The 11,149-nt window shown below is 62.0% G+C and carries 10 protein-coding genes; 2 read left to right on the top strand and 8 right to left on the bottom strand.

The features are described 5' to 3' along the window. The 7 genes from RTX98_RS11560 to RTX98_RS11530 all read right to left on the bottom strand — a co-directional run. A partial coding sequence (locus tag RTX98_RS11560) for an SDR family NAD(P)-dependent oxidoreductase (protein WP_312796726.1) occupies nt 1-141 on the bottom strand: 141 nt, incomplete at its 3' end. Nucleotides 142-249: 108 nt separating this feature from the next. Next, nucleotides 250-1,344, bottom strand: coding sequence for a diguanylate cyclase (locus tag RTX98_RS11555; RefSeq protein WP_312796722.1), 1,095 nt, complete (start codon nt 1,342-1,344; stop codon nt 250-252). 211 nt (nt 1,345-1,555) lie between these two features. After that, entirely contained in the window at nt 1,556-2,311 is a 756-nt protein-coding gene (locus tag RTX98_RS11550; RefSeq protein WP_312796721.1) for an ABC transporter ATP-binding protein, read from the bottom strand. Further along, nucleotides 2,308-3,204, bottom strand: coding sequence for an iron chelate uptake ABC transporter family permease subunit (locus RTX98_RS11545; protein ID WP_416223110.1), 897 nt, complete (start codon nt 3,202-3,204; stop codon nt 2,308-2,310). The genes RTX98_RS11550 and RTX98_RS11545 overlap by 4 nt, the downstream gene beginning before the upstream one ends. A 73-nt stretch (nt 3,205-3,277) precedes the next feature. Next, the gene (locus tag RTX98_RS11540) at nt 3,278-4,261 is read right to left on the bottom strand and encodes an ABC transporter permease (protein WP_312796718.1); all 984 of its coding nucleotides are present in this window, start codon (nt 4,259-4,261) and stop codon (nt 3,278-3,280) included. Between the two features lie 120 nt (nt 4,262-4,381). Further along, nucleotides 4,382-5,305, bottom strand: a complete 924-nt coding sequence (locus tag RTX98_RS11535; protein WP_312796717.1) for a siderophore ABC transporter substrate-binding protein — start codon at nt 5,303-5,305, stop codon at nt 4,382-4,384. Nucleotides 5,306-5,327: 22 nt separating this feature from the next. Further along, the gene (locus RTX98_RS11530; RefSeq protein WP_416223109.1) at nt 5,328-7,475 is read right to left on the bottom strand and encodes a TonB-dependent receptor domain-containing protein; all 2,148 of its coding nucleotides are present in this window, start codon (nt 7,473-7,475) and stop codon (nt 5,328-5,330) included. Between the two features lie 189 nt (nt 7,476-7,664). Between RTX98_RS11530 and RTX98_RS11525 the strand changes: the two genes are divergently transcribed. Then, on the top strand, nt 7,665-9,155 hold the full coding sequence (locus RTX98_RS11525) for a glycosyl transferase family protein (protein ID WP_312796716.1): 1,491 nt from the start codon (nt 7,665-7,667) through the stop codon (nt 9,153-9,155). 83 nt (nt 9,156-9,238) lie between these two features. Here RTX98_RS11525 and RTX98_RS11520 read toward each other — a convergent pair whose 3' ends face one another. Continuing rightward, the gene (locus RTX98_RS11520; protein ID WP_312796715.1) at nt 9,239-10,357 is read right to left on the bottom strand and encodes a DUF4214 domain-containing protein; all 1,119 of its coding nucleotides are present in this window, start codon (nt 10,355-10,357) and stop codon (nt 9,239-9,241) included. 281 nt (nt 10,358-10,638) lie between these two features. Between RTX98_RS11520 and rpe the strand changes: the two genes are divergently transcribed. Next, nucleotides 10,639-11,149 (top strand): ribulose-phosphate 3-epimerase (gene rpe, locus RTX98_RS11515; protein WP_312796714.1); only part of this gene is annotated, 511 nt, incomplete at its 3' end.

The raw sequence follows: 11,149 nt of genomic DNA, 5'->3' as shown, positions 1-11,149 counted from the left end.
GGCTTCCAGCGCCAGCTTGCTGCGGGCGGCCAGCACCAGACGCACGCCGCGCTTGGCGAAGGCTTCCGCCGTTGCCTGGCCGATGCCGCTGCCTGCACCGGTGATGACGACGACGGAACCTGAGAGATTGTGCCTGGCCATGCGGAGCCTCCTTGTTGCCGTCGATAACCGGCAGGGCATCAGGCTGTTCCCACGCCGTGCGAACTCAGGCTTGAACTCTGAGTGAAGCCGGCGCCGGAAACGCGCCGATCAGGCTGCTACAACAAGCAGGCTGGAGGTCTGCACGCGATTGCGGCCTTCGTTCTTGGCGGCGTAGCAGGCGCGGTCGGCCCGCTCGAGCAGCGCTTCGAACCGCTCCGGCGTTCCCGCGCAGATCGCGACGCCGATGGACACGGTCGCGGCAATATCGCAGTCCGGCGTGCGGATCGGTTGGGCGTTCAAACCGCGGCGAATGCTTTCCGCCAGGCGTGAAGCCAGCCTGGCGGAGGTGTGCGGCATCACAATGCAGAATTCCTCACCACCGATGCGGGCGGCCAGGTCACTGGCGGCGATGTGATCGCGCAGAAGCGCTGCGAAATGCTCGAGAACGAGATCGCCGCAAGCGTGGCCGTGACGGTCGTTGACCGCTTTGAAATGGTCGAGATCGAGCACGATGATCGCGGTGCCGGGCTGCACATCGCGGTTGCCCAGCCGGTCAAACAGGGCGCGACGGTTGAGAAGACCGGTCAGCGGGTCCGTCATGGAGGCATATTGATGGCGCCGCGCGATGCGCGTCTGGTTCAAGGCCAGCGAAATGGCGCCGATGCCGGTGATGCCGATGATCGCCATGATGGAGTTAAGGTCTTCGGCCCAGTTGGACGGGCGCGTGGTGAGAACCAGCTGCCCGTCGGCGATCAACGGGACGCAGCAGAGAAGGAAGGAGGCTGCGGTGGCAAGATAAAGCACGGCATTGATCGCCATCGGCAAAGGCGCCTCAGCTCGCCCGGCCCAGGATTGCGCCCCCGACATTACCAACAGGATCGCGATCGCAACATCGGCCACGATGGTCGCGAGCCCGGACAGCCCTGACGCGAAAGCGACCAGCGTCGGCAGCACCATGATTATGCCGAGCATCGCGATGCGACCCCAGAAGGCCCGGCTTAAGCGAAACTGCCTCCCGCCGGCGTACACCAGAACAAAGCCCAGGATCAGGAAGACAAAGGACGCGCATTGAACCGCTGGATCATAGTCATGATCAAGCAAGCCGAACAGGACGACGCCCACAACAAGCAGCGCCATGGCGGCCGACCAGGTCAGCAGGAACCGATCCGACCGCGCGGTGATCCAGCTCAACAATAAGGTCACGCTTAAAGCTGCGCCTGAAAAGCCAATTGCCACCAGAAGGGAATACTGATCGAGAAGCATATCCGCCGAGTTACCAGTCTGGGGCAGCAGTAAATTCTGTAGCACGAAATCAGTATGAAAGCGGAAGCGTTCGCTGTGTCCGGAAAGCTATCGCATGACATGGTGACCAGAAGTTGAACAAGCAGGGCGATACTACAATCGGCGCGCTGTTCTAGTAAAACACGGCAATGCGGCGGTCTTCGATGTCGTGGATGTCGATTTGCGTTTCGAAGATGCCGGTCAGCACCTCCTTGCGCATCACCGCTTCCGGCGTTCCCTGGAACGCGACCTCGCCGGCGCGCATGGCGACGATGTGGTCGGAATAACAGGAGGCGAAGTTGATGTCGTGCAGTACCAGCACGACCGTCTTGCCGAATTGGTCGGCGGCACGGCGCAAAAGGCGCATCATGGCGCTGGCGTGGCGCATGTCGAGGTTGTTGAGGGGCTCGTCGAACAGGGCGTAATCCGTATCCTGGCACAGCACCATGGCAACGAAAGCGCGCTGGCGCTGGCCGCCGGAGAGTTCGTCGAGGAAGCGGTCGGCGAGCGGCTGAAGGTCAAGAAAACCGAGGGCTTTTTCGACATGAGCGCGATCGTCCACCGTGGGCCGGTCGCGCGAATAGGGGTAGCGGCCGAAGGCGACGAGATCGCGAACGGTGAGGCGCGCGGTCATGTGATTGTCTTGGCGCAGGATCGACAAACGGCGCGCCAGAACGTCGCTCTTGGTGGTGGTGACATCGAGACCGTCCACCAGCACGCGGCCGCGATCCATCGGCAGGAGGCGGCTGATCATGGACAAAAGCGTGGATTTGCCGGCGCCGTTCGGGCCGATGATCGAGGTGATGCCGCCTCTTGGCAGCGCCAAAGACACGCCTTTCACCACAATGGCGTCGCCATAGGCCTTCTGAACGTCGTTGATCTCGATCATCGCGTTGCGCCCCGCAGAAGTAGGGTGAGGAAAACCAGCCCGCCGACAAATTCGATGATGATCGACAGCGCCGAGTTGAACCCGAACACGCGCTCCAGGACGAGCTGTCCGCCGACAACGCAAAGGATCGCGAGGCAGACAGCGGCCGGCAGGATCAGGCGGTGTTGGTGGCTGGGAATGAGTTGATAGGCGAGGCTGGCCACCAGCAGTCCGAAAAAGGTGACGGGGCCGACCAGCGCGGTCGAAACGGATACCAGCACGGCGACGATCACCAGGATGATCGAGACGGTGCGCCGATGATCGACACCGAGATTGATCGCGGTGTCGCGGCCGAGCGCCAGCACGTCGAGCGTATGGAGGATGCGCCAGCCGGCAAGGCTGGCCAGCCCGATCAGCACGGCGGAAACGGCGAGCAGGTTGGTGTCGGCGGTGTTGAAGCTCGCAAACATCCGGTCCTGCAGAACGAGGAACTCGTTGGGATCGATGATGCGCTGCAGGAAGCTGGTGATCGAGCGGAACAGGATGCCGAACACCACGCCGACAAGCAGCAGCAGATGCAGGCTGCGGCGTTCGCCGGCAAACAGCCAGCGGTAGAGGATGCCGGAAAACACGACCATGACAGCGACTTCGCCAAGGAAGAGCCAGCGGGGGTCGATCACCGAGACGCGGTTGGCGCCGAGCGTGAAGACCATCACGGTCTGGATCAGAATATAAAGCGCATCGAAGCCCATGATGGAGGGCGTGAGGATACGGTTATTGGTGACGGTCTGGAACAGGATCGTGGAGACGGCGACCGCATAAGCCACCAGTACGATCGCAGCGAGTTTCGCGCCGCGAAAGGGCAGAATGAAATCCCAGCGGCCATTGGCGCCGATCGTCATGAAGCCGATCATGACGAACAGGGTGAGCACTCCGAGGATCAACAGGATCGTACGCGCGGGCAGCGATTTACGGCGGGTGGCGATATCAAGCGACACGGGCGTTCTTCCGAAGCAGAAGATAAAGGAAGAAGACGCTGCCGACCACGCCGACGACTGTGCCGATCGGCACTTCGTAGGGGTAAAGGATCAGACGCCCGACGATATCGCAGGCCAGAACGAAACCTGCGCCGAGTGTTGCCACCCAGGGTAGCGAGCGCTTGAGATTGTCGCCGAGCATCATCGAGACGACGTTGGGGATGATCAGGCCGAGAAACGGGATCATGCCTACCGTGACCACCACGACCGCCGTCACCATGGACACGATGGCGAGGCCGAGCGCGACGATGCGGCGATAGTTCAGGCCGATATTGGTGGTGAAGTCATCGCCCATTCCGGCCACCGTGAAGCGCCCGGCGGCGATATAGGCGACCACGGTGAGCGCGAACGAGATCCACAGAAGTTCATAGCGGCCACGTAAAACACCGGAAAAATCGCCGCTGGTCCAGGCGCCTAGCGATTGCAGCATGTCGAAGCGGTAGGCGAAGAAGGTCGACACGGCATTGATCACGCCGCCCAGCATGATGCCGACCAGCGGCACGAGCAGGATCGAGTGAAGCGGAATGCGTCTGATGATTGCGAGAAAGAGCGAAGTGCCGGCCATGGCGAAGGTGGCGGCAACTGCTGCCTTGGCGATCACGGGCAGGCCGGGCGCGAACAGCATCACGGTGAGAATGCCGAGCGTGGCGGATTCCACCGTGCCGGCCGTGGACGGTTCCACGAAGCGGTTGCGCGCCATCATCTGCATGATCGTGCCGGCCACCGCCATGCCGGCGCCCGCCAGCACAAGGGCAATGGTACGCGGAATGCGGCTGATCAGGAGAACCTGAAGCGCTCGGCCGTCATCGCCGAACAGGGTTGTGAGTGACACGTCACTGACGCCGACGAACAGGCTGGCAAAAGCCAGGAGCGGAATCGATAGGGCGCAAAGCACGAGGGGTGCTTGGCTCCAGTCTCTGCTAGCTCGCGGCATGGCTATCCAAATGGGCATTGAAGAAGGGAATGCGGAAACGGCCTTGCCGCGCCGAGGTGCGGAAAGGCCGGTTTCAAATGGAACTCCGAACCGTGTCCGGAGCGATGGTTCGCTTCGGCGTTACTGCTTGCGCAGCGCCTTCGCAACCTGTTCGGCATCCGCCTTCAAGGCGCTGACGCCGCCGCCGACGAGATACCAGTTGCTGGGGTTGAGATAGACAACCTGGTTGTTTTTCCAGGCGTTGGTCTGGTTGACGAGATCGTTGTCCAGGAACTGCGCGGCGGCCTGGCCTTCACGGCCGATTGCCGCATCGCGATCGATCACGAACAGCCAGTCCGGGTTGGTTTCGAGGATGAACTCGAAGGAGATCGGCTGACCATGGCCGGCTTCGGTCGACAGGTCTGTGCGGGCCGGCTCGACGCCGAAATCCCCATGCAGAACGCCGAAGCGGGAACCTGGTCCATAGGCGCTCATCTTGCCGCCGGTGGTCAGAAGCAACAGACCCTTGCCGGCCTTGGATGAAGCTTCCTTCACATCGGCCAGTGCGGCATCCAGTTCGGCGATCTGCGTCTTGGCTTCCGCGTCCTTGCCGAACAGCCGGCCGAGCGTTTCCACATTCTTGCGGACGCTGTTGACGAAATCCTTCTGGTCGGTCGACAGGTCGATTGTCGGCGCAAGCTTGGCGAGGTCGGCATATTTTGCGCGCGAGCGGCCGCCGACGATGATCAGGTCGGGCGCTGCTGCATTGACCGCTTCAAAGTCCGGCTCGAACAGGGAGCCGATCTTCGGGTAATCGGCACCTTCATATTTCTTGAGATGGGCCGGCAGGGTCGCGGTCGGAACGCCCTGAACTTCGACGCCGAGCGCATCGAGATTGTCGAGCGAGGCGACGTCAAAAACGAGGACCTTCTTTGGCGTTGCGGCAAGCTTGGTCGTGCCCTGAGCGTGCTCGATCGTGATTTCCTGCGCCAGAACAGGAGATGCGAAGGCGAAGGCAAGGGCGCCGGTCAGGGTTGCTGCAAGAAATGTGCGGCGTGTCGTCATGTCGTGCGGTCTCCTCGATCGCTCAGAAGTTCGTGGTCAGGCCGACCCAGAAGCGACGGCCTTCCATGGCGGTGTTGTAGTCGGTGGCGTCGATCTTTTTGTCGAACAGGTTGTAAACGGCGCCACGGAAGGTGGCGCGGTCATCGACCGAATAGGAAAAGCCGACATCGACGGTGGTGTAGTCGTCATATTTGCGGCCGGCGGCGCCGTTGATCAGCACGGGCGTGCCGTTGGTGCCCAGACGCGCGCCGCCGTTGATTTCCTCGCCATGGTAGTTGAGCGAGGCCCAGGTCTCCCAGCCTTCCCACGGCAGAACGTAGTCGGCGCGCAGGTTCGCCATATGCTCGGGCGTGCGGGCCAGCGGGTAGCCGGCGTAGTCGCCCGTTTTCTGCTCGGAGTCCGTGTAGGTGTAGCTGCCCCGCAGCGAGAGCGAGTCGGTGGCGTCCCAGGTAGCCGTCAGCTCGACGCCCTGGATCGTCGCGTCGTCGATGTTGTAGTTGTACCAAAGGCGGTAGTTGGGATCTTCGTCCCAGCGGATCGGCCGGCCAGCTGCATCGAGAACCAGCGCGTTGGTAATCTTGTCCTTGAAGTCGGTGTAGAAGTAGGTCGCGCCGAGTGTCACGCCGGCATAAGAGTCCCAGATCGCACCGAGTTCATAGCTGGTGCTGGATTCGGCCTTCAGATCCGGATCGGCAATGATGACGCCGCAAGTGCCGTTCGGACCATAGGAGCAACCTGCGCCGCCCGTCGTATAGGCATAGCCTGGCGAGATGTTGCGGATGTCGGGTGCCCGGAAGCCGGTGGACACGCCGCCCTTGATCGTCACCTGATCGGTCGGGTTCCAGACGCCGTAAAGGCGCGGACTGAGCTGTGCGTCATAGAGTTCGTGCTTGTCGTAGCGCAAACCGCCTTGCAACGTGAATGTGTCGGTGAGCGCCCAGGAATCTTCGGCAAACAGTGCGTATTGCGTGACCTGGAATTCTTCATCGACGCCTGTGCGACGACCTGGATTCTGGTCGGTCAGCCTGGCATCGTTGATCTGGCCGCCGGTCACCAGCGTGTGGTCGCCCCACAGGCTGAAGGGCGTGGTGAACTTGCCGTCCAGCACGGAGTTGCGGATTTCCGGCGAACGAGCGTTTTCCACGAACTGGCCCACACGCGGCGTCCAGGCATAGCTGGTGCGCTCTGCCCATTCCTGGCTGAAGGAGAACTCCGAGGTCGTCCAGCCCCAGCGGCCGATATGGGTCAGCGACCAGTGATCGCGGTCATTGTAGTTGTAGGTGCCGGCGGCGTTGAGCGCCAGCGTTTCGCCCGCGGTCGCTTCACGCTGGACGCGGGTGGTCCCGCCTTCCAGCAGGAAGTCGTGGTTCTCGTTTGGCGTGAACGTCAGGCGTCCGGTGATGTCGCGCTCTTCCGCCGATGTGACACCGCTCAGGAAGCTGTCTTCGCCGCGCTTGTAGCCGCGGCCCCAAAACTGCAGGCCGAGCTTGTCCTGGAACACCGGGCCGCTGCCATAAAACGACACCTGGCCTGAATTGCCGTAGTCGGAATGCTGCTGCGCCGTGCCTTCCAGCGTCACCGAGCCAGACCAGTGATCGGCCACCTTGCGGGTAATGATGTTGATGACGCCGCCCATCGCATCCGAGCCGTAAAGCGACGACATCGGGCCGCGCACGACTTCGATGCGCTCGATCGCCTGGACCGGCGGGATGAAGCTTTGTTCGAAGCCGGAATTGCCGTTAGTGCGGGCATCGCGCGTCGACTGCCGCTTACCGTCGACCAGGATCAGCGTGTACTGGCCAGGCAGACCGCGGATGAAGATGTCTTTTTCATTGGCCGCCCCGGTAACCGCCACGCCCTGAACTTCGCGCAGCGCGTCGGTGAGATCGCGGAAGCTGCCTTTTTCCAGTTCCTCACGTGAGATCACCGAAATCGACGCGGGCGCGTCCTTCACATTTTGTTCAAAACCGGTGGCGGTGACGACGACCTGTTCGAGATTGACCGTCTTCGAGCCACCCTGGCTGTCATCAACGGTCTGCGCGCTTTCTTCCTCGTCGACGTTCTGAACCGTGCTTTGCGCCCAGGAAACGCCCGGAAAAAGGGCAACTGCGGCAAGGCATGAGGTGCCGAGCAGCGCTGCGCCCCATCGTTTCCGGTTCTTCTCGCCCAGGATCCGTCCTGCCTGCCCAACACCCGTTCCTGCGTTACGCTCTACGCTCACAGCCCCAGCCCCCTAAAACTTGAGTACGCGGGTCTTGTTAGTTACAGAAGGGGAGGGGTCAAGCCGTCGTGTTTTTGAGTGGTTCCATCTTCAGGAATACGCAAAACACTCGCAAAGGAGTGCAGGGCAGTGAAGGGCGTGAGCCAAGCTAGACAAGAGGATGAGCTTGAACCGGTCGCCCTTCAGGCGTTGAAGGTGCAAGCAGGCGCCGCCGAGTGCGAAGGCTCCAGATCACCGCTTGGCCGGCTTCGTCTCCTTGTTGCCCTTGATGCGCTGCTTGTGCACGGCTCGGTCGGCAAGGCTGCCGATCAGATGGGGATCGGTGCACCAGCCATGAGCCGCCTTCTGCAACAAATCCGTGCCACCTATGGCGATCGCATTCTGGTGAAAACGGCGCGCGGCATGGTGCCGACGCCGTTCGCTGAAACCTTGCGCATGCGGCTGCGGGCGCTGGCAGCCGAAACCAGCGATCTTCTCGATGTGTCGCAGCCGGTGGAACCGCGCACGCCGCGCGCGCAATCTAACAAGGCGCCGATCGTGGCAGCACCGCCTCTGGCCATGCAGGCGGATCTTTCGGTCAATGGACCGACACCCGCGGACTTCGCGGCCAAGCTGGCGCGGATCGGTCCGCGCGCGGAGCCGCGGCAGCGCTTGGCAAAGTTCGTGGCGACGATCGGCGCAGGTGCCGGTCGCAGTCGTCCGCTGACGGTGGAAGAAGCCGACGAGGCCTTTGCGCTGATCCTCGCCGGAAAGGCCGATCCGATCCAGATCGGCGCCTTTCTGGTTGTGCTGCATTATCGCGGCGTAACCGCAGCCGAACTTGCCGGCCTGGTTCAAGCAAGCCGCCGCCATATCGGTGCACCGGAAATCGGCGCCGGCGCGGTTGATTTGGATTGGCCGGCCTATCTCTCGCCGAAAGCCTCCTACGAACCCTGGTTCCTGCTGGCCGCGAAGCTGGTTGCGCAAGCCGGCTATCGGGTGCTGATCCATGGCTCGGCCGCCAATCCCACGGAAGGCGAGCGAATGGCAGACAGCGCGCGCATTCTGCGCATCCCGATCGCCGCAAGCCTCGACGCCGCGTTTGATGGGATCGCCGAACAGGGTATCGCCTATCTGCCGCTTTCCGCCATGTCTCAGCAGATCCATGCGCTGACGGCGCTCTACAGCCTGTTCGAAATGCGATCGCCGCTGAATATCGCGACGCATCTGCTCAATCCGCTGGGGGCGGCGGCAAGCTTGCTGGGCGCTTCGCGCGCAATGTACCAGACCGGCCCACGGGATGCCGCAGCGTTGCTCGGCTGGCGCGATCTGGCGGTTTTGTCCAACAAGCGCGATGTCGCGGAAGCAACCCCCTATCGCGCCACCAGGCTGCATCGGCTGGTGGATGGCGTGGCTGAAACGACGTTGCTGCCGTCGCAAGCCGAACCTGCGGCCTTGCAGCCGATCAGTCTTACCAGCCTGGAATATTGGCAGTCTGTCTGGGAAGGTCGCGTGAGCGACGCTCGTCCGCGGCAGATCGTGATCGATACGGCGGCAACCGCCCTTCTGATGCTGGAGCGGGGTGCAGCAGACGCCTTTGCTTCTAAGCAGGAAAAGGCGGCCGCCTTGTGGGACGGCCGCCTGGGCTAGAAGGCTTTAGAGGGGAACGGGGAGCCTTCCGCTTTATCCCGGCGTCACGCGGGGGGAGGAAAACGCCGGGAATGGGTGTTTGATCAGGCGGCCAGGAAGAAGCCGTTGTCGATCGTGGCGCCGACAAGCGCGACGTTTTCCGCGCTGTCGGAAAAGCCGGCCAGAACCTGCGCCCGGCTTTGCGCGCCTGCATCAAGCTGGTCGGTCCAGTAATCGATGCCGGCATCTTCGCCGGCGCGCTGCAGGATGTTTTCGTAGAGTTCCTCGATGAAGTCCTGCGTGCTCAGCGCACCATAGGTCTGCTGGAACTCGCGTGAGGCCAGGAAGTCTGCCGCAACCTCCGTCATGCCCTTGGCGCCGCTGTCGAGAACGTCGATCCAGTAGTCGAGACCGGCCGCATCAGGGGCGCGATCGAAGGCTGCCTGATAGATGCGGTAGGCATAGCCCGCGGTTTCGCCGATGCCGGTATCGAGATGCAGCGTACCGTCGGAGAAGGCGATGCGCTCCACGTTCTGGAGATAATCGACCTTGTCGCCGTTCGAGATGAAAACGCCGTTCGCTTCAGCTGCATAATTGAAGCCAGATGCCGAGGCTCCGTAAGACACCCAGTCCGTGTCACCCATGCCCTCGACATAGAAGGACTGGGTGGTATCGAGAACGAAGCGGTCGGTGCCTTCCGTACCCATCAGCACGACGTCGAAGTCGCCTTGGCTGGTGCTGTTGTCCGGCACGCCGTTGTTGTCGAGATCGCCGCTGGTATCGAGGCCTAGATTGATCGTGTCGAGAAGATTGACGTCGATCAGCCCATCGCCGTCGCGATCGAGCAGAGAGGCATTGATGCCGTTATTGAGCAGGCCGACATCCACCAGGCCGTCGCCATCGCTGTCCAGCACGGACAGGCTGATGAGGTGGCTGCCATTGCTGTCCGGAAGGATGCCGAGCCGCAGCAGTGCTTGCTGATCGAGAAGATTGACGTTGACCAGACCGTCGAGCAAGCCGGTCGTGTTCACACTGGCTCCAGCGGAAGCTCCACCGCTGCCATCGCCAGAACCACCGATAACCGGGGTCAGAAGACCTCCAAGGCCACCGGAGCCCAGGCCACCGGAGCTGCCGCCGCCCGATCCGTTTCCACCCTGTCCGCCGCCGAGCAAACCGTCCAGCGCGCTTCCCAAACCACCAAGCGTATTACCGAGAACACCCATGACAACCTCCTTTTTGGGTTATGCAGGGGAGGCTGGCCGACGGAATTGAAGTACGTGTTAATTCAATCTGTGGTTTTGCACAAATGCATAGATTGCTATCTGAAGTAGAGTAACGTAGTTATCGTATGCTTTTATTGATGCGAGCCGGGAATGCTTTGCCGTTGTTCTTCCGTGTCTTAAACGGCAAGGCGCGGTCATCCTCGCCTGCGCCAACGCCTTGCGCTTGACGCGGCGCGCTTAGGCGACTAGCCCCGGCCCAGCATCTGCCGGAGCTTTCTTCCATGCCCTATCCGACGATCATCGCCCCTTCGGTTCTGTCCGCCGATTTCGCGCGGCTGGGTGAGGAGGTCGAAGCGGTTGTGGAAGCGGGGGCCGACTGGATCCATCTCGATGTAATGGACGGCCACTTCGTGCCGAACATCACCTTCGGCCCGCCTGTTATCAAGGCGATGCGCAAGCATACGACGGCATTTTTCGACTGTCATCTGATGATCGCGCCGACCGATGCCTATCTTGAAGCCTTCGCCGATGCCGGCTGCGACGCGATCACCGTTCATGCCGAAGCCGGTCCGCATCTCGATCGCTCGCTTCAGGCGATCAGGGCGCTGGGCAAAAAGGCTGGCGTCGCGCTCAACCCTTCGACGCCGGAAAGCGTCATCCAATATGTGCTCGACCGGCTCGACCTCATTCTTTTGATGACCGTCAATCCCGGTTTCGGCGGCCAGGCCTTCATTCCATCGGTTGTCGACAAGGTGCGGCGCGTGAAGGCGATAATCGGCGATCGCCCGATCC

This window comes from Tianweitania sp. (assembly GCF_032053605.1).
Lineage (GTDB): Bacteria > Pseudomonadota > Alphaproteobacteria > Rhizobiales > Rhizobiaceae > Tianweitania.
Note: the sequence above shows the minus strand (reverse complement) of the source record. Positions and strands in the feature narration are given on the sequence as shown.

What these genes read in the sequence shown, in the direction of transcription:
- RTX98_RS11520 (WP_312796715.1), bottom strand. Translation starts at nt 10,357, where the DNA reads ATGGGTGTTCTCGGTAATACGCTTGGTGGTTTGGGAAGCGCGCTGGAC.
- RTX98_RS11545 (WP_416223110.1), bottom strand. Translation starts at nt 3,204, where the DNA reads ATGATCGGCTTCATGACGATCGGCGCCAATGGCCGCTGGGATTTCATT.
- RTX98_RS11540 (WP_312796718.1), bottom strand. Translation starts at nt 4,261, where the DNA reads ATGCCGCGAGCTAGCAGAGACTGGAGCCAAGCACCCCTCGTGCTTTGC.
- RTX98_RS11550 (WP_312796721.1), bottom strand. Translation starts at nt 2,311, where the DNA reads ATGATCGAGATCAACGACGTTCAGAAGGCCTATGGCGACGCCATTGTG.
- RTX98_RS11535 (WP_312796717.1), bottom strand. Translation starts at nt 5,305, where the DNA reads ATGACGACACGCCGCACATTTCTTGCAGCAACCCTGACCGGCGCCCTT.